15 protein-coding genes are annotated in these 21813 nt (G+C 75.0%); 6 read left to right on the top strand and 9 right to left on the bottom strand.

Features of this window, described 5'->3' with window-relative positions:
• Positions 1–18: 18 nt before the first annotated feature.
• Positions 19–444: an HIT family protein gene (locus tag WCD74_RS15600; RefSeq protein WP_337695780.1), complete on the bottom strand. Its 426-nt coding sequence runs from the start codon at positions 442–444 to the stop codon at positions 19–21.
• Between the two features lie 80 nt (positions 445–524).
• Between WCD74_RS15600 and glgX the strand changes: the two genes are divergently transcribed.
• Complete coding sequence (gene glgX / locus WCD74_RS15595; protein WP_337695779.1) at positions 525–2738, top strand: glycogen debranching protein GlgX; 2214 nt, start codon at positions 525–527, stop codon at positions 2736–2738.
• Complete coding sequence (treY, locus tag WCD74_RS15590; RefSeq protein WP_337695778.1) at positions 2735–5098, top strand: malto-oligosyltrehalose synthase; 2364 nt, start codon at positions 2735–2737, stop codon at positions 5096–5098. Before glgX ends, treY begins: the two co-directional genes overlap by 4 nt.
• 220 nt (positions 5099–5318) lie before the next feature.
• Here treY and WCD74_RS15585 read toward each other — a convergent pair whose 3' ends face one another.
• The 4 genes from WCD74_RS15585 to WCD74_RS15570 are packed head-to-tail and all read right to left on the bottom strand — an operon-like array spanning position 5319 to position 8182.
• Positions 5319–6071 (bottom strand): ferric reductase-like transmembrane domain-containing protein, encoded by a 753-nt coding sequence (locus WCD74_RS15585; RefSeq protein ID WP_337695777.1) that lies wholly within the window; start codon positions 6069–6071, stop codon positions 5319–5321.
• A 4-nt stretch (positions 6072–6075) separates the two neighbouring features.
• Complete coding sequence (locus WCD74_RS15580; protein ID WP_337695776.1) at positions 6076–6324, bottom strand: hypothetical protein; 249 nt, start codon at positions 6322–6324, stop codon at positions 6076–6078.
• Between the two features lie 60 nt (positions 6325–6384).
• Positions 6385–7425 carry an aldo/keto reductase gene (locus tag WCD74_RS15575; RefSeq protein ID WP_337695775.1) on the bottom strand — a complete coding sequence of 347 codons (1041 nt, stop codon included), beginning with the start codon at positions 7423–7425 and terminating at the stop codon, positions 6385–6387.
• A 55-nt stretch (positions 7426–7480) separates the two neighbouring features.
• Positions 7481–8182, bottom strand: coding sequence for a hypothetical protein (locus tag WCD74_RS15570; protein WP_337695774.1), 702 nt, complete (start codon positions 8180–8182; stop codon positions 7481–7483).
• Between the two features lie 144 nt (positions 8183–8326).
• Here WCD74_RS15570 and WCD74_RS15565 point away from each other — a divergent pair, with 144 nt between their 5' ends.
• Entirely contained in the window at positions 8327–10405 is a 2079-nt protein-coding gene (locus WCD74_RS15565) for a sensor histidine kinase (RefSeq protein WP_337695773.1), read from the top strand.
• Positions 10402–11106, top strand: coding sequence for a response regulator (locus WCD74_RS15560; protein WP_337695772.1), 705 nt, complete (start codon positions 10402–10404; stop codon positions 11104–11106). The genes WCD74_RS15565 and WCD74_RS15560 overlap by 4 nt, the downstream gene beginning before the upstream one ends.
• Here the strand turns inward: WCD74_RS15560 and WCD74_RS15555 are convergent.
• Entirely contained in the window at positions 11074–16005 is a 4932-nt protein-coding gene (locus WCD74_RS15555; protein WP_337695771.1) for a SpoIIE family protein phosphatase, read from the bottom strand. The genes WCD74_RS15560 and WCD74_RS15555 overlap by 33 nt on opposite strands.
• Before the next feature lie 104 nt (positions 16006–16109).
• Here WCD74_RS15555 and treZ point away from each other — a divergent pair, with 104 nt between their 5' ends.
• Positions 16110–17846: a malto-oligosyltrehalose trehalohydrolase gene (treZ, locus tag WCD74_RS15550; protein ID WP_337695770.1), complete on the top strand. Its 1737-nt coding sequence runs from the start codon at positions 16110–16112 to the stop codon at positions 17844–17846.
• On the opposite strand, the gene acs is transcribed toward treZ, so the two are convergent.
• Both acs and WCD74_RS15540 read right to left on the bottom strand, forming a co-directional pair.
• On the bottom strand, positions 17833–19785 hold the full coding sequence (gene acs, locus WCD74_RS15545; RefSeq protein ID WP_337695769.1) for an acetate--CoA ligase: 1953 nt from the start codon (positions 19783–19785) through the stop codon (positions 17833–17835). The genes treZ and acs overlap by 14 nt on opposite strands.
• A gap of 70 nt (positions 19786–19855) precedes the next feature.
• On the bottom strand, positions 19856–20068 hold the full coding sequence (locus tag WCD74_RS15540; RefSeq protein ID WP_337695768.1) for a hypothetical protein: 213 nt from the start codon (positions 20066–20068) through the stop codon (positions 19856–19858).
• Positions 20069–20104: 36 nt separating this feature from the next.
• Here WCD74_RS15540 and WCD74_RS15535 point away from each other — a divergent pair, with 36 nt between their 5' ends.
• Entirely contained in the window at positions 20105–20707 is a 603-nt protein-coding gene (locus WCD74_RS15535; RefSeq protein ID WP_337695767.1) for a GNAT family N-acetyltransferase, read from the top strand.
• Here WCD74_RS15535 and WCD74_RS15530 read toward each other — a convergent pair.
• The gene (locus WCD74_RS15530; RefSeq protein WP_337695766.1) at positions 20631–21806 is read right to left on the bottom strand and encodes a MalY/PatB family protein; all 1176 of its coding nucleotides are present in this window, start codon (positions 21804–21806) and stop codon (positions 20631–20633) included. The two genes, WCD74_RS15535 and WCD74_RS15530, sit on opposite strands and share 77 nt — an antisense overlap.
• Between the last annotated feature and the right edge of the window lie 7 nt (positions 21807–21813).

The raw sequence follows: 21813 nt of genomic DNA, 5'->3' as shown, positions 1-21813 counted from the left end.
GTCGCTCCGCTCGCCCCGTCAGGCCGGCACCTGGTCACCGTGGCCGGCGGCGCGCAGACCGGCCCGGAGGCGCTCGGCCTGGTCGTCCATCGCGGCCGGGTCGGGGTCGGTGGCCGCCTGCGTGAAGTCGAAGGCCTCCAGGCCCCACGCCGGGTGGACGTGGACGTGCAGGTGGGGCACCTCGAAGCCGGCGATCATCAGGGCGACGCGGGGCGGGTCGAAGACGTCACGGATGACGGCGCCGATGCTCCGGGCCGTGCCCATGGCGTGCTCGAAGAGCCCGGTTGGCGCGTCGATCCACTGGTCAATCTCCTCGCGGGGGACCACGAGGGTGTGGCCCGGTCCGAGCGGGTTGATCGAGAGGAAGCCGACGACCTGGTCGTCGGACCAGACGAAGCGCCCCGGGATCTCGCCGTTGATGATCTTCGTGAAGACGGTCGGCACGCGGCGGAGCCTAACGACCGGGTGCTGTCGGTGTCGGCCGGTAGCGTGACGGGGTCGGCGAACACGGATGAGGAGAATCGATGCAGCCCTGGCCGGGCACGTCCTACCCGCTGGGTGCCACCTACGACGGCGCGGGGACGAACTTCGCGCTGTTCAGCGAGGTCGGCACGGCGGTGACGCTCTGCCTGTTCGAGGCCGACGGCACCGAGACCCCGATCCCCCTCCCCGAGCGCGACGGGTTCGTCTGGCACGGCTACCTGCCCGGCGTCGTGCCCGGGCAGCGCTACGGCTACCGCGTCGACGGCCCGCTCGACCCGGCGGCCGGGCACCGGTGCAACCCGCACAAGCTGCTGATCGACCCGTACGCCAAGGCGATCGACGGCTCGCTCGGGCAGACCTACGCCTGGGACGAGTCGGTGTTCGGCTACCACTTCGAGAACCCCGACGAGGTCAACCACGACGACTCGGCGCAGCACGTGCCCAAGGCCGTCGTCGTCAACCCGTTCTTCGACTGGCACGACGACCGGCCGCCCCGCACGCCCTACCACGAGAGCGTGATCTACGAGGCGCACGTCAAGGGGCTGACCTTCCAGCACCCGGACATCCCCGAGGAGATGCGCGGCACGTACTCCGCGGTCGCGCACCCGGCGACGATCTCGCACCTGCAGCGGCTCGGCGTCACCGCGATCGAGCTCATGCCGGTGCACCAGTTCGTGCACGACGACGCCCTGGTCCAGCGCGGTCTGCGCAACTACTGGGGCTACAACACGATCGCCTTCCTCGCCCCGCACTTCGGGTACGCGAGCTCCGGCCCCACCGGGACGACGCCGCCGGGCGCGCAGGTGCAGGAGTTCAAGGCCATGGTGCGCGACCTGCACGCCGCCGGCATCGAGGTGATCCTCGACGTGGTCTACAACCACACCGCCGAGGGCAACCACCAGGGCCCCACGCTGTCCATGCGCGGCATCGACAACCAGGCCTACTACCGCCTGGTCGACGACGAGCCGCAGTACTACATGGACTACACCGGCACCGGGAACTCGCTCAACGTCCGGCATCCGCACACCCTGCAGCTGATCATGGACTCGCTGCGCTACTGGGCCACCGAGATGCACGTGGACGGGTTCCGGTTCGACCTCGCCTCCACGCTCGCGCGGGAGTTCTACGACGTCGACCGGCTGTCCACGTTCTTCGACCTCGTCCAGCAGGACCCGGTGATCTCCCAGGTCAAGCTCATCGCCGAGCCCTGGGACGTCGGTCCCGGCGGCTACCAGGTGGGCAACTTCCCGCCCGGGTGGACCGAGTGGAACGGCAAGTACCGCGACACCGTGCGGGACTTCTGGCGCGGCACCCCCGGCACGCTCGGCGAGTTCGGCTCGCGGCTCACCGGGTCGTCGGACCTCTACCAGGACGACGGGCGTCGTCCGTACGCCTCGATCAACTTCGTGACGGCGCACGACGGGTTCACCCTCAACGACCTGGTCTCCTACAACGACAAGCACAACGAGGCCAACGGCGAGGGCGGCCGCGACGGCGCCGACGACAACAACTCCTGGAACTGCGGGGTCGAGGGCCCCACCGACGACGCCGCGGTGCTCGAGCTGCGCCACCGGCAGCGGCGGAACTTCCTCGCGACGCTGTTCCTCTCCCAGGGCGTCCCGATGCTGCTGCACGGCGACGAGATCGGCCGCACCCAGGGCGGCAACAACAACGGGTACTGCCAGGACTCCGAGATCTCCTGGATGGAGTGGTCGCCGGAGAAGTCCGACTCGGCCCTGATGACCTACACCTGCGAGATCTCCGCCCTGCGCGCCGCGCACCCGGTCTTCCGGCGCCGCCGGTTCTTCAACGGCCGCGAGATCCGCCCGGCCCTGTCCGGCTCCTCCGACGAGCCGCAGCGCGACATCGCCTGGTTCACCGCCTCCGGCGAGGAGATGAACGACGAGGACTGGGAGGCCGGGAGCGCGGCGGTCCTCACCGTGTTCCTCAACGGCGACGGGATCCTCGAGGCCGACCCGCGCGGCCAGCGCGTCGTCGACGACTCCTTCCTGCTGATCTTCAACGCCCACCACGAGGACGCCGAGGTCACGGTGCCCGGCCAGGGCCTGCCCGACCGCTGGGGCACCGTGCTCGACACGGTCGACGGCACCGTGGTGGTGGGCACGGCCCGCTCCCTCGCGACCACGACGGTCGACCCGCTGCCCGACGACCTGGAGACCCTCGGCGGCGGCGACACCGTCACCGTCGCCGCGCGCTCGATGCTCCTGCTCCAGCGGACGGACGAGGGCTCGTGACCCGGATCCCGTCCTCGACCTACCGCCTCCAGCTCTCCCCCGAGCAGCCGTTCGCGGCGGCGACCGACCTGGTCGGCTACCTCTCCGACCTCGGGGCCGGGGCGCTGTACTGCTCGCCGCTGCTGCAGCCCTCCCCCGGCTCGATGCACGGCTACGACGTCGTCGACCCGACGAAGGTCAACGCGGAGCTGGGCGGTGAGCAGGCCCGGACGGCGCTCGTCGGAGCGCTGCGCGAGGCCGGCCTGCGGGCCCTGATCGACCTGGTGCCCAACCACATGGGCGTCGCCGTGCCGGAGGCCAACCCCTCGTGGTGGTCGCTGCTGGCGCTGGGCCCGGAGTCGCCCTACGCGTCCTGGTACGACGCCGACCTCTCGGTCCCGATCCTGATCCCCGTGCTCGGGTCGCCCGAGGACGTCGAGAAGCTCGAGCTGTCCGACGACGCCTCCGAGCTGCGCTACTTCGAGCACCGCTACCCGGTGGCACCCGGCACCGGCGAGGGCTCGCCGCAGGAGGTGCACGAGCGGCAGCACTACCGGCTGGTGCACTGGCGGCGGGGCAACGCGGAGCTGACCTACCGGCGGTTCTTCGACGTCTCCGACCTCGCCGCGGTGCGGGTGGACGACCCGGAGGTCTTCGACGCGACGCACGCCGAGGTGCTGCGGTGGGTCGCCGCCGACCCCGACGTCGTGGCCGGGCTGCGCATCGACCACCCCGACGGGCTCACCGCCCCCGGGGCGTACCTGCGCCGCCTGCGGGACCGCCTCGACGGGGCAGGGGAGCACGCCGATAGGGCGTGGCTGCTGGTCGAGAAGATCACCTCGCTGCGGGCCGGCGGCGTCACCGAGGCGCTGCCGTCGTCGTGGCCGGCCGACGGGACCACGGGGTACGACGCGCTGCGCGAGGTGTGCGGGCTGTTCGTCGACCCGCGCGGGGAGTCGCTGGTCGAGCAGGTCGCCGCGGAGCACACCGGGGAGCGGCAGCGCCTGTCGGTCGCCGAGCACACCGCGAAGCGGCTGGTCACCGACGAGATCCTGGTCGCCGAGGTCCGGCGGATCGCCCGGCTCGTCCCGTCGGAGGACGGTGACGACGAGGCGACGGTGCTCGACGCGGTCGCCGAGCTGCTGGCCGCCTACCCGGTGTACCGGTCCTACCTGCCCGAGGGGCGGGCCGACCTGGAGCTCGCGGTCGACACGGCGTCGACCGCGCGCCCGGAGCTGGCGGACGTGGTGCGCCGCATACGCGCCGCGATGCTCGCCGACCCGGACGGGCCGCTGACCCTGCGCGTCGAGCAGACCAGCGGCATGGTCACCGCGAAGGGCGTCGAGGACACCACGTTCTACCGGTGGAACCGGTTCGTCGCGCTCAACGAGGTCGGCGGCGCCCCCGACCGGTTCGGGGTCTCCCCCGCCGAGTTCCACGCCGCCGCCGCCCACCGCGCGGCGGCGACGCCCGCGGCGATGACGACGCTGTCGACGCACGACACGAAGCGTTCCGAGGACGTCCGGGCCCGGCTCGCGGTGCTGTCCGAGCTCACCGCCGAGTGGGGCGCCTTCCTGCGGACGGCCTCGGCCCGCCATCCGCTGCCCTCCCCCTCGTTGGAGCTGCTCGCGTGGCAGTCGGTGATCGGGGCGTGGCCGCTCACCGAGGAGCGCCTCGGCGGCTACCTGACGAAAGCGTCCAAGGAGGCCAAGCTCGTCACCGCGCACGTCGACGCGAACGCCGAGGTCGACGAGCAGATCGCGGCGTGGCCGGGCCAGGTGCTGGGGGACGCCTCGGTCGGCGAGATCGAGGCGTTCGTGGCGCGGATCGACGCCCACGGCCGGTCGAACGCGCTCGGCCAGAAGCTGCTGCAGGTCGCCGGGCCGGGTGTGCCGGACGTGTACCAGGGCACCGAGCTGTTCGAGTACTCGCTGGTCGACCCGGACAACCGCCGCCCGGTCGACTTCGCCCGGCGCCGCGAGCTCCTCGCGCGGATCGACGGCGGCTGGCTGCCCCCGGCCGACGACCCGGACGGTGCCTCGAAGCTGCTGATGACGGCGGCGGCGCTGCGCCTGCGCCGCTTCCGGCCGGAGCTGTTCGACGGCTACGCCCCGGTGCCGGCCTCGGGTCCGGCCGCCGAGCACGCCGTGGCGTTCGCGCGGGGCGGCCCGGCCGGGCGGGAACGGCTGGTCGCCGTGGCCACGCGGCTGCCGGTCGGTCTGGAGACCCGGGGTGGGTGGGGCGACACCGTCCTGCCGCTGCCCGGCGGGGCGTCGGACTGGACGGACATGGTCACCGGGGCCCCGGTCGACGGGTCGGCCCCGGCGCTGGCGGACCTCCTCGCCCGCTACCCCGTGGCGCTGCTGGTCCGCCCGGCCTGAGTGCCCCGGTCGCGAGTGCGACACCGCGCAGGTTCCATCGACTCGGAACCTGCGCCACGTCGCACTCGCGGCACGGGGGCGCACCGGCCCCTCGCGGAGAGCCACACCACGCAGGTTCTGGCACCCCGGGACCTGTGCCATGTCGCACTCGGGGCGGTACCCGAGACGCCGACCGAGCAACCCGGTCCGCCGGACACGGTTGCGGTGAGGTGGGTCCGCCTCAGCGGCGCGGCTTCGGCGCGAGCGGGACGACCCGCCGCGCCGGCGTGCGGGGGATGACCTCGGTCTCGGCGTCGACCGGCGACGACGACGGGGGCGCCATCGTCTCGGTCACCGCATCCTCCTCCTCGGGCGGCGCGGGCCGGGCGATCGGCACCTCGCCTGTCACCGCCCGGATCGCCTCCTCCGGCACCTTCCCCCGCTCGGCGACCGGGACGGCCACCCGTCGCTTGTCCCGGCGCCGGTAGAGCAGTGCGACCACGATCGCCACGGTCGAGAGCAGCGGGACGACCAGGGTCCACCAGGTGGTCCCGCGGAAGGTCAGGTTGAGCACCGCGTGCGCCACGACCACCGGCCAGCACAGGTACGACGACCAGTGCACCCAGAACCACACGCGCCGCGGGATGCGCTGGCGCAGCAGCGAGGTCACGACGATCGCGAGGATCAGGTCGAACGCGATCGTCCCGAAGGCCGCGCCGATCGGGTTGTACAGCGCGATCCCGGGCACGAACACGTCGACGACCCGCAGGTGCACGTAGTCGGTGACCAGCACCGTGAGCACGTGCAGCACGACGAACACCACGGTGATCAGCGACAGGTTCCGGTGCAGCGCGACCAGCATGAACCGGGGCAGGCCCAGGTCGGCGTTCTTCACCACCGAGGTGTTGTGCAGGATCCCCAGGACGACGACGAGGCTGAGCAGCAGCAGGCCGACGGCCCCGAGCGCCCGCGAGACGAACCAGAGCTGGAGCACCGCGTCACCGCGTGAACGGCGTGTAGACGAGCGGACCTTCCTGCGGCCGCGTGTACTGGTACTCCAGCGGCGTCACGCGCGGCACGTCCGGCGCCGAGGCGGTGGCCGAGATGGCGGCCTGCAGCCCGACCGTCAGCGCGGCGGCGATCGCGGTGACCCACGCCGTCGTCTCGACGATCATGCGCTTGTTCGTCTCGTGCTGTGACTTCTTGCGCGAGCCCGTCCTCGCACGCACCGCTCCCGACGCCGTCACGCCCCTCAGGATGCCGGATGAAGCCGGCGTGAGATCACCCGAGGGGCGCGACGCGCGGTCCTACCCGAGCAGCGTGCGGTCCGCTGGCGAGAGCCGGTCGGTGATCGTGTTCTTCTGGTGCCAGTACGGGTAGAGCAGCGGCATCGCCGACACCTCGTCCAGGCGCCGCATCTCGTCGTCGGACAGCGCGAGGTCGGCCGCGGCGAGGTTGTCCGCCAGCTGCTCCTCGGTGCGGGCGCCGATCACCAGCGAGGTCACCCCGGGCTTGTGCAGCAGCCACGCGTTCGCGACCTGCGCGACCGAGACGCCGTGGGCGTCGCCGATCTCCGCGGCCACCTCGATGATGTCGTAGAGCCGCTCGCGGTCCGCGACCGGCGGCTCGGACCACTCGCCGAGGTGGCGCGAGGTCTCCGGGTCGTCCTGCCCGCGCCGGAACTTGCCGGAGAGCAGGCCGCCCGCGATCGGGCTCCACACGAGGATGCCGAGCCCCTGGTCGATCGAGACCGGGACCAGCTCGTTCTCCGCCTCCCGGGCCTGCAGCGTGTAGTGGATCTGCTGGGACACGAAGCGCTGGTACTCGCCGCGCTCCGAGACGCCGAGCGCCTTCATGATGTGCCACGCCGAGTAGTTGGAGCAGCCGACGTAGCGGATCTTGCCCTTGCGCACGAGGGTGTCGAGGGCCTCGAGCGTCTCCTCGAGCGGCGTCAGCCCGTCCCAGCCGTGCATCTGGTAGAGGTCGATGTGCTCGACCCCGAGGCGGCGCAGGCTGTCCTCGCACGACCGGACGATCCGCTGGCGGGAGGCCCCGCCGTCGTTCGGGCCGTCGCCCATCGGGAAGCGCATCTTGGTGGCGATCAGCAGGTCGTCGCGGTGGTTCTTCGTCGCCTGCCCGACGATCTCCTCGGACTGCCCGGCCGAGTACATGTCGGCGGTGTCGACGAGGTTGACGCCGTGCTCGACGCACAGGTCGATCTGGCGGGTCGCGCCCTCGACGTCGGTGGTGCCGAGCTGGGAGAACATGCCCTGCCCGCCGAACGTCATCGTGCCCATCGTCATCGTCGAGACGTTCAGTCCCGACCGGCCCAGTTGCCTGTACTCCATGCACGCCGGATGCCCGCCCGGGGTGTCCCCCGAACGGGCATCGGTCCCGTGTCACTCAGCGCCGGGTCAGGTCCGGGCGCATCGCGAGGAGCACGCCGAGGGCGGCGTAGCCGACGAGGAAGTGCGCGCCCGCGACGACGGAGCCGATCTCCCGGCCGAACACCATCAGGGACGGCAGCGCGACGAAGATCCAGGTCTCGGCCACCACCGGCCACACCCGCAGGGCGCCGCGCCACCGGCCGGCGACCGCGACCTTCACGCCGATGACCGCCATGCCGAGCATCGACAGCGGCCAGAACGGGTCGAGGACCGTCGCGACCGTGCCCCACTCGCCCCCGTTCGCCGGGAGCGTGAACACCGACTGGACCGTCGCGATCCCGAGGACCACGGCCTCGACGACGAGCATGGCCCGGGCGAGGCGCGTCGTCCCGGTCGCCCGGGTCCGCCACATCGCCGCCAGCAGGCAGAACACGCCGAGCTGGAAGAACAGACCGGTCAGGGAGATGGCGAAGGTGCCCTGCTCGGACTCCGCGCCCGACGTCATGAAGGCGACGCCGTAGGCGCCCGCACCCGCGGCCAGACCCGCGCCGAGCAGACGGAGCGTTCCCGACGACGGGTGCCGGTCCGGCGGGACCGGCGCGGGCGGGGCCACGTCGGTGCGGGCGGGGGCGGGGACGTGGCTCGTGGTGGTGCGGAACGTGGTCATGACGGGCTCCTGGGGGAATCGGTCGACGGTGGCGGGGTGCCGCTCGGTCATGGCGAGAACTCTGGGCCCGGTCCGTCCCGGTCCCCCAGGGCCGACGATCCCGTGTCCCGTCCCGTGCGTGTCCCGGGTCGACGGGACACCGGACGGGACGCCGGTCCCTACGGGATCCACGGGCCGACGTGGCAATCTCGGCGCGTGACGGAGACGATCGCGCGCGCCCCCGCGGCGCCGACGCCCGCGCCGGCCGGGCGGCGGCACCGGGTCGACGTGCCGCTCGCGGTCGTCGCGATGATCGCGCTCGCCGCCTCCGTCGCGGTCGTCGTGCTCGACGTCCGCGCCGCCGGGCAGGTCCTCCCGCCCGGGGTCGATCCCTCGCCGCAGTGGCCGATCGCCCTGTCCGGGCTCGCGCTGCTGGTCCCGGGGCTGGTCATCGTCCGGGGCCGGCCACGGCACCGCGTGGGGCTGGTCCTCGTGGTCGGCGGGGTCGCGTGGGTGCTCGACGCCCTCGCCGGCGCCTGGTACCTCGAGGCCCTCGTCCACGACCGGCCGCTCGGCGGCCTGGCCGTCACCGTGATCGCCCGCTGGGGCGCGTTCCTGCTCCTCACGCTCCCGCTGATCCTGCTGCTGTTCCCCGACGGCGAGCTCCCCCGCGGGCGCTGGGGTCGCGCCGCGTCCGTGACGAGCCTGGCGGCGACGGCCCTGCTGCCGCTGTGCCTGGTGTTCGTGCCGTCCGCGGTGCTGGACGCCCGCTTCGGGGAGACGACCGCCCCGGAGGTCCGGGCCCTCGGGATCGACGCGCTGTCCGTGCCGTGGGCGGGGTGGCCGGTCGTGCTCACCGTGGCCTACGCGTTCCTGCCGCTCGGGCTGCTCGTCCCGCTGGCGGTGGTGGTCACCCGCTTCCGGCGGGCCTCCGGAGTACGCCGACAGCAGATGCGCTGGCTGGTCTGGGCCGCCATCGTGGACGCCCTCGTGATGCTCGTCGGGCGGCTCCTGCCGACGTGGGCGTCGGGGCCCGCGCTGTGCGTGGCCCTCGCCGTCACCAGCGCCGCGATCCTCGTGGCGGTCACGCGCCACCGGCTCTACGACATCGACCGCCTGCTGCCGGCGACGATCCTGACGGCGCTGCTGGCGGTCGGGGTCGTCGCGGTCGACCTCCTCCTGGTCCTGACGGCGGGTGCGCTCCTCGGTGACCGCGACGCCGGCCTGATCGCCGTGGCGGTGGTCGCCGTGGCCTACACGCCGCTGCGCACGCGGCTGTGGACGCTGTCCCGACGCCTGGTCCGCGGCACCCGCGACGACCCGGAGGGCACGGTCGCGGCCCTGGCCGGACGCCTGGAGTCCGCGTCCGCGCCCGACGCGCAGCTCGCGGCCCTGGCCCGCACCGTCGTCGAGGCGTTCCGGCTGCCCGGGGTGCGGGTGGAGGTCGACCGGGCGGACGGGGCCCGGGCCACGGTCGAGCACGGCCGACCCGGCGCCGACGTCGTCGAGCTGCCCCTGCGCTACCGCGACGAGGTGATCGGCCGGGTCGCACTCCCCGCCCACGCCCTCGACGCCCTCTCCGCCCGCGACCAGCGCCTGCTGGCCGACCTGCTGCGGCAGGCCGCCGCCGCGGCCCGCGCCGGCGCGCTCGGGGCGTCACTGCAGCGGGCCCGCGAGCAGATCGTCACCGCCCGCGAGGAGGAGCGCCGACGGCTCCGCCGGGACCTGCACGACTCCGTGGGGCCGGCCCTCGGCGCGGTCACGCTGCGGATCGAGACCGCCCGCGAGCTCGCGACGGTCGACCCGGCCGCCGCCGACGAGATGCTGGGCCGGGCCACGACGGACGTGTCCGCGCTGCTCGCCGACGTCCGCCGCCTGGTCCACGACCTGCGCCCGCCCGCCCTCGACGAGCTCGGCCTGCTCGGCGCGCTGCGGGCCCGCGCGCGGTCGCTGTCCGGCGACGACCTGACGATCACGGTGCGCGGGGACGACCCCGGCGAGCTGTCCGCGGCGGTCGAGGTGGCCGCCTTCCACATCGTCTCGGAGGCCCTGACCAACGTGGTCCGGCACGCGGGCGCGCACGCCGCGGAGGTGGTGGTCGGCCGCGAGCCGGACCGCCTGGTCGTCACCGTCGCCGACGACGGCCGCGGCATCGACCCGGCCGTGACGGCGGGTGTGGGCAGCCGGTCGCTGCGGGAGCGCTCCGCCGAGCTCGGCGGGTCGACCACGGTCACCTGTCCCGACGCCGGCGGCACCGTGGTCCGCGCCGAGCTGCCCTGCGCGGTGACCCCGTGACCCGGGTCCTGCTCGTTGACGACCACCCGGTCTACCTCGAGGGACTCGCGGCGCTGCTGGGCGCGGCCGGCGCGGCCACCGGGATCGAGGTGGTCGGCACCGCCACCGACGGCGCCGACGCGGTGCGCGCGGCCGCGGAGCTCGCCCCCGACGTCGTCGTGATGGACGTGCGCATGCCCGGGCTGGACGGGATCGCGGCCACGCGCCGGGTCGTCGACGCCGCCGCGGACGCCGGCCGCGACGTCGGCGTGGTGGTGCTGACGATGAGCGAGGAGGACGAGACCGTCTTCGCGGCCATGCGCGCGGGGGCCCGCGGCTACCTGCTCAAGGGCGCCACCCGGGCCGAGATCACGAACGCCATCGCGACCGTCGCCGCCGGCGGCGCCGTCTTCGGCCCGGCCATCGCCCGCCGCGTCGCGGACTTCCTCGCGCCGGCGCGCAGCGGCACCGAGGGCCTGTTCCCGGAGCTCACCGGCCGGGAGCGGGAGGTCCTCGACCTGGTCGCGGCGGGCCGGGCGAACCCGCAAATCGCGGCGGCCCTGCACCTGTCACCGAAGACCGTGCGCAACGTGGTGTCCTCGATCTTCACCAAGCTGCACGTGGCCGACCGGGCGGAGGCGATCGTGCGGGCCCGCGAGGCGGGTCTGGGCCGCGGGACCGGTCGTGCCTCAGGTCCGCGCGACGGGATCGTCGGCCGGTGACGCCAGGCCGTTGAGGGCGAGCACGCGGGCGGCCGGACCGGTCCGCGGCAGCACCAGCTCGGCGCCGCGGTCGGCCGCGGTGAGCAGGATGCCGACCCCGGCGCTCGCGAGGTGGCCGACCCGGGTCACGTCGAGCGACCACGACCGCCCGGGCGGGTGCGCCACGACCCGGCCCAGCACGTCGGCCCCGGCGAGGTCGAGGTCGCCGGTGACCGTGACGGTGCTGCCCTCCACGACCACCGACGCGGTCTCGTCGGCCGGTTCGTGGTGCGGCGGGCGGAGGCGGCCGCGGGTCGGGGCGCGCCGGGCGGGCGGCACGGTGAACGACACCGTCGTGCCGTCGGCGCCGCCGTCGACGACCACGTCGGAGGCCAGCGCGCGGATCATCGAGAGCCCGCGGCCGCGGTGTCCCGGGTCCCGCGGGAGGTCGCGCCACGCCCCGCGGTCGGTGACCTCGACCGCGACGCCGCCGTCGGGGCGGACCGCGAGCCGGACGCCCACCTCGGACCCCGGCGGCGGCGTCGTCCCGTAGGCGTGCTCGACGGCGTTCGTCGCCGCCTCGCCGAGGGCGAGCTGCAGGTCCTCGGTGACCTCGTCGCGCAGCCCGGCGGGTGCGGCCCAGGCACGCACCGCGCGGCGCAGCACCCCGAGCTCGGCCGGGTCGGCCGGGAACGTCAGCGCCAGCGGGGCGGGCGCCAGCCGCACCACGACGACCGCGACGTCGTCGACCGCCTCGGCGGGGGCGAGCGCCTCCAGCAGCGTCGAGGCCACCCGCTCCGGGGCGCCGTCCTGGCACGCGGCCGCGACGGTCAGGAGGCGGTCCAGCCCCTCGTCCAGCGACTCCCCGCGGCGCTCCACGAGACCGTCGGTGTACAGGACGATGTCGTCGCCCGGCACCACGGTGGTGACGCCCTCGGTGCGGGGCGGGCGGCGGTCGTGGGCGATCCCGAGCAGCGGTCCGTGGCCCGCCGGGTCCGTGAGCAGACGTGGGCCGTCGGCGTCGACCAGCAGCGCGGGGAGGTGCCCGGCGCGCGCCCAGTGCACCTCGCCGGTCTCGGTGTCGACCACCAGGCAGATCGCGGTGGAGGCCCGGGCTCCCGGTACCCGCGCGACGAGGCCGTCCAGCAGGTCCAGCGCCGGCCCCGGGCCGTGCCCGGCGAGCAGGTAGCCGGACAGGGCGGTGCGGAGCTGGCCCATGACCGCCGCGGCGGCCGTGCCCTGACCCACCACGTCGCCGACGACCACCGCGACGTGGTGCGGGCCGACCTCGACGACGTCGTACCAGTCGCCGCCCGCCGACGTGCCGACCGCGCCCGGCAGGTAGCGCACCGCGATCGGCAGCCGCGTCACCTCGGGCAGCGCCTGCGGCAGCAGCGAGCGCTGCAGGGTCTGCGCGATCTCGTGCTCGGCGCGGTAGAGGCGGGCTCGGTCCAGGGCCACGGCGCAGGGTTCCGCGAGCGCCTGCAGGGTCAGCCGCTCGCCCGCGTCGAGCCGGCCCCGGGTGTCCCGCCCGACCGCGAGCGCCCCGACCACGCTGCCGGCCGCGATCAGCGGGATCGTCACCACCTTCTGCAGCCCGCGGGCGCGCATCAGCGCCACCAGCTCGGGGTCCTGCGCGCCCTCGGGCTCCCCCGGCTCGGGCTCGTGCACCCACAGGGACCGCTCCGTGAGCACCGCACGGGTCAGCAGCGTGTCCGCCTCCAGCGGGACGTCGTCGCCGTGGGACTGCGCCGGGGCCTCCACCGGGCGGCGGGTGACCATCCGCAGCCGGCGCTGCGCGGCGTCGTACTCGAAGACGGCCACCTCGATGTCCTGCCCGAGCAGCTCGACCACGTGCTCGGTGACCGCGCGGGCGACCTCGGCGGGCGTCGCCGCCGCGGAGAACGCGGCGGTCGCGTGGTGGACGATCGCGAGCCGGTGCGCGGCGCTGCGCTCGTCGGCGTAGAGCAGGGCGTTGTCCAGGCCGGGCAGGGTGCGGGCGACGACCTCGTCGACGAGGGCGCGGTCGGCGTCGGTCCACGGGGCGCTGCGCCCGTCCCGCTCGAGCACGAGCACCCCGAGCGTCCGGTCGCGGACCCGCAGCACCCGCTGCAGCGTGCGCGGGTCGGGCTCCGGCTCGTCGTCGAGGACGGTGACCCGGTCGGCGAGGTGCGCGTCGTGCAGCGTCCGCGACAGCTCGCGCAGGCGCCCGGCCACGGTGTCGGTGGACTCCATCGCCGCGCCCACCTCGGCGAGCAGCCGCGCCCGGTCGGCCTCGCGCAGGCGGGTCTCGACGTCGACGTCGGACCCGACCCAGCCGGTCGCCCGCCCGTCCGGTCCGGGCACCGGCGTGGCCTGTTCGACGAGCCGGTGGTAGGTCCCGTCGGCGTGCCGGAGCCGGAAGTCGGTCTCCCAGGCGCGGCCGAGCTCCCGGCCGCGGGTCACCAGCTCCTCGTAGCCCGCCCGGTCGTCGGGGTGGACGCCCTCCGCCCAGCCGTCGCCCAGCTCGTCGGCCTGGTCGCGCCCCGTGAAGCGGCTCCACCCGGCGTTGAGGAAGACCCGGCGTCCGGAGGCGTCGGACACCCAGATCATCGCGGGGGCCAGGTCGGCGACCGCGGTGAAGCGGGCCTCGGCCTCGCGACGGGCCCGGCCGAGCTGCAGGTGGGCCTGCACGCGGGCCTGCAGCTCACCGGGGGCGAACGGCTTGACGAGGTAGTCGTCGGCCTGCGCGGCCAGGCCCTCGACGGCGGCCTCCGCCCCCGCGCGGGCCGAGAGCAGCAGCACCGGCACCCGGGCCGTGCGCGGGTCCGAGCGCAGCGCCGAGAGCAGCGACAGCCCGTCGCGGCCCGGCATCATGACGTCGGAGACGACCATGTCGGGCGGGTCGGCGAGGGCGAGCTCGAGCGCGGTGTCGCCGTCCGCCGCGGTCGTCACGGTGCAGCGCGGTGCGAGCAGCCGGGTCACGTAGTCGCGCATGTCGGCGTTGTCGTCCGCGACCAGGACCCGCCCGATCACCGCGGCGTCGCCGTCCGGCTCCGCCGTCGCGGCGGACGTGGGCACCCAGAGCTCCGCCTCGTCGGCGAGGGCCCGGGTCCGCGACGACAGGTCCGGCTCCCCGTCGCCGGTGAGCGCGGGCGAGGCGGACGGGTCGGACGGGTCGGACGGGTCGGACGGGTCGGCCTCCACCACCGGCAGCGTCACGGTGAACGTGGTCCCGACCCCGACCTCGCTGGCCACCTCGACGGACCCGTCCTCGGCCTCGACGATCTCGCGGACCAGGGCGAGCCCGATCCCGCTGCCCTCCGCCGACCGGGCCCAGGTGCCCTCGACGCGGTGGAACCGGTCGAAGAGCCGGGGCAGCTCGTCGGCCGCGACGCCGATGCCGGTGTCGGACACGGTGAGCACCGCGCGGCCGTCGGCCCGCCGCAGCCGGACCTCGACCCGCCCGGTCCGCGTGTACTTCAGCGCGTTCGCGACGAGGTTGAGCACGACGCGCTCCCACGCGTCGCGGACGACGAGGACACCGACGGGCCAGGACGGCGCGTCGACCACGTACTCCAGTCCGGCGCGCTGCATCGCCGAGGCCACCATGCCCGCCACGTCCGCGGTGACCCGGCCGAGATCGACCGGGGCCGGCCGTCCGCCTGCGCTGCCCGCCTGCAGCCGGGCCACCTCGAGCAGGTCCCCGACGAGCCGGGTCAGCCGGCGGGCGTTGCGCGCGACCACCTCCAGGTCGTCGCGCGCCCGGGCCGGGGCGAGGTCCGGGTCGGCCAGCAGGCCGTCGACCGGGCCGGTGATCAGCGTGAGCGGGGTGCGCAGCTCGTGGCTGGCGTCGGCGAAGAACCGCCGGCGGGCCTCGTCGAGCTCCGCGAGCGCCTCGGCGCGGCGCCGCTCGGACTCCGCGGCCCGTGCGTCCAGCACCCCGGACGCCACCTGCGCGGCCACGAGCTCGACGAAGTCGCGGTAGCGGTCGTCGAACGCCAGGAACCGCGAGAGACCGACGACGAGGACGCCGAGCAGGTCGTCGGTGCCCGCCCCGGGCGGGCGCAGCGGCACCAGCGCGGCCCGGTCGCAGTCCTCCGGGACCGCACCGCGCGCCGCCGCGGGCAGGTCGACCACCTCGGTGCCGGCGCGCGCCCGCCCGAGCGGCCACGGTCCGTCGTCGCCGGCCAGGTCCACGGCGGCCGGCGCCGCGGGGCCGCCGTGCGGGGTGCCGACCGCCGCGGCCAGCCCGACGACCTGCCCGGCGACCTGCCCGCGGTCCGGGTCCCGGAGGTAGACCAGGCCGAACGGGGTGTCGCGGTGGTCGTCGGCGAGGACCTCCCGCGCCGCGGCCGCGACCTCGGGCAGTGACCGGGCCGAGGTGGTCGCGGTCGCGAGGTCGCGCAGGAACGCGAGGCGGCGCTGCGCGAGCACCTGCGGGGTGGTCTCGGTGACCGCGCAGAACAGGCCCTGCACGCGGCCGTCCTCGTCGGAGAGCGGGCTGTAGGAGAACGTGTGATAGGTCTCCTCGGGCCAGCCGTTGCGCTCGAGGAAGAGCAGCAGGTCCTCGTCCCAGGTCGACTCGCCCCGTTCGGTCACCGCCCGCACCTGCGGCAGCACCGCGTCGTAGACCTCCGACCAGACCTCGCGGAACGGCCGGCCCAGCGCCCCGGGGTGCTTCGCGCGCAGCGTGTCGCGGCGGTAGGCGTCGTTGTAGAAGAACGTCAGGTCGGGGCCCCACGCCATCCACATCGCGAACCGCGAGGTCAGGAGCACGCGCACGACCGCGCGCAGCGCCTGGGGCCAGGTGCGCGACGGCCCGAGCGGCGTCGCGGACCAGTCCACGGCGGCCATGGCCGCGGCGACCTCGCCCCGCCCGGCGAACAGGGGGTCGACCGGGTCGCCGGGGGGTGGTCCCGCCCCGTCCGTCCTGTCCATCCCTGACGCTCCTCCGCACTGCTCCGGCCGGACGACGGTACCCGGCACGCCGGTCGCCCCACTCGTGCGGCGACCTGCCGTCGGGACCGGGATCATCTCCGGACATGACGGGACTGGGCGTCGACGGGACGTTCTCGGTGTGGGCTCCGGCGGCGGAGTCGGTGTCCGTGGTGGTCGACGGGACCGGGTGGCCGATGGTCCACGACGACGGGTGGTGGAGCGCCGCGGTGGACGGCGCCGGGCCCGGCAGCCGCTACGCCTACGCGGTCGACGGCGCCGACCCGCTGCCCGACCCGCGCTCGCGGCGCCAGCCGGACGGCGTCCACGCCGCCTCGCAGGTCTGGGCGCCCGGCGCTCTTGCTGACGACGGCTGGACGGGGCGCGCGCTCCCGGGCGCGGTGATCTACGAGCTCCACGTGGGGACGTTCACGCCGGCCGGGACGTTCGACAGCGCGATCGAGCGGCTGGACCACCTCGCCGACCTCGGGGTCACCCTCGTCGAGGTGCTGCCGGTCAACGCCTTCGACGGCACCCGGGGCTGGGGCTACGACGGCGTGCTCTGGTTCGCGGTGACCGAGAGCTACGGCGGCCCGGACGGGTTCCGGCGGTTCGTCGACGCCTGCCACGACCGCGGGCTCGGGGTCGTGCTGGACGTCGTCTACAACCACCTCGGGCCGTCGGGGGCCTACCTCGACCGCTTCGGCCCGTACTTCGCGGGCTCCAACGACTGGGGCTCCGCGCTCAACCTCGACGGCCCCGGGTCGGACACCGTGCGCGCGTACATCCTCGAGAACGTCGCGATGTGGTTCACCGACTTCGGCGTGGACGCCCTGCGGCTGGACGCGGTGCACGCCCTGCGCGACACCCGCGCCACGCACGTGCTCGAGGAGATGGCCGTGCTGGTGCAGAGCCTGGAGGCGACCTCCGGTCGGCCGCTGACCCTGATCGCCGAGTCCGACCTCAACGACCCGCGCCTGGTCACCCCCCGCGAGGCGGGCGGCTACGGGCTGGACGCGCAGTGGTGCGACGACGTCCACCACGCGCTGCACTCGTCGCTGACCGGCGAGACCCAGGGCTACTACGTCGACTTCGGCGAGCTGGAGACCCTCGGCGCCGTGCTGCGCGAGGCCTACGTGCACGCCGGCACGTGGTCGACGTTCCGCGGCCGCACCCACGGGCGGCCCGTCGACCTCGCCCGCGTCCCCGGGTGGCGCTTCATGGCCTACCTGCAGGACCACGACCAGGTGGGCAACCGCGCCGCCGGCGACCGGCTCTCGGCCACCCTCTCCCCCGGCCTGCTCGCCTGCGGGGCGGCGCTCGTCCTCTGCTCGCCGTTCACCCCGATGCTGTTCATGGGCGAGGAGTGGGGCGCGTCCACGCCGTGGGCGTTCTTCGTCGGCTTCGACGACCCGGGCCTGCAGGACGCCGTCCGGGAGGGCCGCCGCCGGGAGTTCGCCGAGCACGGCTGGGGCGCCGAGGAGGTCCCCGACCCCACGGACGTCGCGACCTTCGAGCGCTCCCGCCTGGACTGGACGGAGGCCGAGGAGGGCCAGCACGCCTGGCTGCTCGAGGTCCACCGCACGCTGATCGCCCTGCGCCGCACCGAGCGCGAGCTGGCGGACCCGCACCTGGACCGGGTGCACGTCGACGTCGACGCGGGCGCCCGCACGCTCGTGGTGCACCGCGGAGCCCTGCGACTGGTGGTCAACCTCGGCGGCGGCGAGGTCACCGTGCCGGTGGACGGCGCGACCGAGGTGGTGTTCTCGCCGTCCGAGGTCGGGCTCTCCGAGGCCGCCGTCGTCCTGCCGGCCGAGTCGTTCGCGGTGGTCAGGACGTCCTGAGCGCCGCCCGGGCCTGGTCGAGGGCCGTCGGGTCCACGATCGACGTCGTGTCCCCCGGCTCCCGACCGGACGCGAGGTCGAGCAGGAGCCGGCGCATGATCTTGCCGGAGCGCGTCTTCGGCAGGACCGACACCACGTGCACCTGCTGCGGGCGGGCGACCGGGCCGAGCTCGCGGGTCACGTGGGCGCGGAGGTCGGCGAGCAGGTCCTCACCCTCGGCCGCCTCGCCCCGGGTGACGACGAAGGCGACGACCGCCTGGCCCGTCGTCGCGTCCGGCGCGCCGATCACGCCCGCCTCGCCGACCCGCGGGTGGCTGACCAGCGCCGACTCCAGCTCGATCGAGGACAGCCGGTGCCCGGAGACGTTCATGACGTCGTCCACGCGGCCCTGCAGCCACACGTACCCGTCGTCGTCGATGCGGGCGCCGTCGCCCGCGAGGTACCACCGCTGCGCGCGGAACTTCTCGAAGTAGCTCTCGACGAAGCGGTCGGGGTCGCCCCACACGGTGCGCGCCATCGAGGGCCACGGACGGTCGACGACGAGCAGGCCGCCCTCGTCGGGATCGGCGCCGGTGCCGTCCTCACGCACCACCCGTACCGAGATCCCGGGCAGGGCCTGCGTGGCCGAGCCCGGCTTCAGCGTCGTGACACCGGGCAGCGGGGCGACCATCGCGGCCCCGGTCTCGGACTGCCACCACGTGTCGACGACCGGGCACCGCCCACCGCCGACGTGGGTGTGCAGCCAGCGCCACGCCTCGGGGTTGATCGCCTCGCCGACGCTGCCGAGCAGCCGGAGCGACGACAGGTCGTACCCCGACAGGATCTCCGTGCCCCAGGTCATGAAGGTCCGGACGAGCGTGGGTGCGGTGTAGTACACCGTGACGCCGTACCGCTCGACGATCTCGGCGTGGCGGCCGCGGTGCGGGGTGTCCGGCGTGCCCTCGTAGAGGACCTGCGTGACGCCGTTCGCGAGCGGGCCGTAGACCTCGTAGGTGTGGGCGGTGACCCAGGCGAGGTCGGCCTGGCACCAGTAGACGTCGTCGTCGCGGTGGTCGAAGCACGCCCACGCGGTCCAGGCGGTCTGGGTGAGGTAGCCACCCATGGTGTGCACGAGGCCCTTGGGCCGGCCCGTCGTCCCGGAGGTGTAGATCAGGAAGAGCGGGGTCTCGGCGTCGAACGCCTCCGCCTCGTGGTGCTCCGGCTGCACCCCGACGGCCTCGTGCCACCAGACGTCGCGGCCCTCGGTCCACGGCACGTCCTGCCCGGTCCGGCGCACGACGAGCACGTGCTCGACGGTGTCGACGGCCGCGACCGCGTCGTCGCAGTTCTCCTTGACCGCGATCGCCTTCCCCCGCCGGTACTGCCCGTCGGTGGTGACGACGACCTTCGCGGCGCCGTCGGTGACCCGGAAGCGCAGCGCCTCGGCCGAGAAGCCGCCGAAGACCAGCGAGTGCACCGCGCCGATCCGGGCGCAGGCCAGCATGACGACGACCGTCTCCACCAGCACCGGCAGGTAGACCACGACGACGTCGCCGCGCCCGACCCCGAGCGCGGTGAGCGCGTGGGCGGCCCGGGCGACGCGGCGCTGCAGGTCGGCGTAGGTGACCGCCGTCCGGTCGCCCGGCTCGCCCTCCCAGTACAGCGCGACCTTCTCCCCGCGCCCGGCCGCCACGTGCCGGTCGACGCAGTTGTGCGCGACGTTGAGCCGGCCGTCGGCGAACCACGTGACGAACGGGTGCCCGGAGCCGTCGTAGCCCTGCGTCGGCTCGCGCTCCCAGTCGAGCTCCCGCGCCCGGGCGAGCCAGAACGCGTCGAGGTCGGCGTCCGCCTCGGCCCGCAGCCGGGCGGCGTCGTCCGCGGTGACGTTCGCGGTGGCCGCCAGCTCGGCGGGCGGGGCGTAGGTGTCGGGGCGGTAGGTGTCGGGGCGGTCGTCGGTCATCCCGACCCACCCTGCCCACGTGTCAGCACTGCGGCCATGCTGACGCCCGACGTCACAATCGACGGTGGTATCAGCCCGGATCGCCGTCGATCAGCTCGTCCAGCGTGACGAACAGCGGCTCGCCGCGCTCCGCGGCCCGCGCACTCGCCCGCCGGGCCGCCGCCGCGATCCGGCCCAGTTCCTCGGCGGACACCACCCGCGTCTGCACGACCTCGCCGTCGTCGTCGGTCAGGGTCACCGCGACGAGCCCGGTCTCGGGCTCCTCGGAGAACGACAGGCCCATGACGGCGACCCTAGCGGCCGGGCGCAGGATGGGCCGGTGCCGACGACGACGTGCCCGCCCCGCACCGACGGCGTCGTCGCGCTGCGCGCGCTGACGCCGGACGACGTGGGCCCCCTGCTCGCCGGGGAGGACGACGACCTGGCCCGCTGGCTGACCGGCGCCCACGCCTCGGAGTCCGGCGTGCGGCGCTGGATCGACGACGGGGCCGCGACGTGGGCGGGCGACTGGTACGCCCCCGGCGCCGCCCTGTCGTGGGGGGTCTGCGACGCGGCGACCGGGCTGCTCGCGGGCACGGTCGAGGTGGAGCTGTCGGCCGCGGGCCTGGCCGCCGGCGAGGCGAACCTGTCCTACGGCGTGTTCGGGCCGTGGCGCGGCCGCCGATACGCCGCGCGGGCCGTCGGACTCGTCGTCGCGTGGCTCGGCGGGTCGACGGGGGCCTCGACCGCGGTGATCCGCGTCGACCCGGCGAACGTCCACTCGATGCAGGTGCCGGTGGATGCCGGGTTCGCCCGCGACGGCCGCGCCCGGCGTGCGGTCCGCTTCGTCCGGCCCGTCGGCGCCGTCAGCCCCGCGCGTCCAGTGCTTCCGCCATCCGCTCCAGGGCCTCGGCGAGCACCGGGCGTGCCATCGCGAGGTTGAGCCGCATGCCGCCGGGCCCGGCACACGCCGCCCCGTCGGTCATGACCACGCCGGCCTCGCGGGCGAAGAACGCGGCCGGTGGCTCGTCGAGGTCGAGCCCGCGGCCGTCCAGCCAGGCCAGGTAGGTGCCCTCCGGGACCGTGGTCGCGACACCGGGGAGGGGCGTGTCCCGCAGCAGGGCGCGGTTGCCGTCGAGGTAGGCGAGGACGTCGTCGAGCCAGTCCCGGCCGTGGGTGTAGGCGGCGGTCGAGGCCAGGACCCCGGGGGTGGCGGTGCCGTGCTCGGCCAGGTAGCCGTGGTCGGCCCAGCGCCGCGCGTCGGCGTCGCTCGACAGGATCACCTGCCCGCACTTCAGCCCCGGCAGGTTCCACGCCTTGGACGCCGAGGTCGCGGTCACGGTGTGCGCGGCGGCCGCGGCCGAGGTCGCGGCGTAGGGCCGGTGGCGCAGGCCGTCGAAGGTGATCGGCGCGTGGATCTCGTCGGCGAACACCCGACCGCCGTGCCGCTCCACGACGGCGGTGACGTCCGCGAGCTCCTCGGCCGTGAGGACCCGGCCGGTCGGGTTGTGCGGGTTGGTCAGCACCAGCAGCTCCGCGCCCGAGGTGCGGAACGCGTCGTCGAGCGCGTCGAGGTCGAGCGCGAACGGATCCCTCGCCATCGGGACCGAGACCATCTCCCGGCCGAGCATCCCGGGCACCGTCAGGAACGGCATGTAGGCCGGGGTCGGCAGCAGGACGGGGCTGCCGGGGGTCGTGAAGTGCTCGATCGTCGCGGTGAGCGCGGTCATCACGTCCGGCACCGGACGGATCCGCTCCGGTTCGATCGCCCACCCGAAGCGGTCCGCCCAGAACGCCGCGCACGCCTCCGCCAGGTCGGCCACCCACCCGTCGGCGAGGTAGCCGAACCGGGAGGTGTCCGCGCACTCGCGCACCGCCGCCGCGACCGGACCCGCCGTCGGGAAGTCCATCTCGGCCACGAAGGCGCCGATCAGGCCGCGGCCGCGCGCGTCGGCGCCCGCGACCATCTCGCGGCCGGTCCACTTCCACGAGCCGCCGGCCCGCATCGCCTCGGCGGTCAGGGCGTCGAACGGGTGCGCCATGGAGCCC

Source organism: Actinomycetospora aurantiaca, from assembly GCF_037401875.1.
GTDB classification, from domain to species: Bacteria; Actinomycetota; Actinomycetes; order Mycobacteriales; family Pseudonocardiaceae; genus Actinomycetospora; species Actinomycetospora aurantiaca.
Note: the sequence above shows the minus strand (reverse complement) of the source record. Positions and strands in the feature narration are given on the sequence as shown.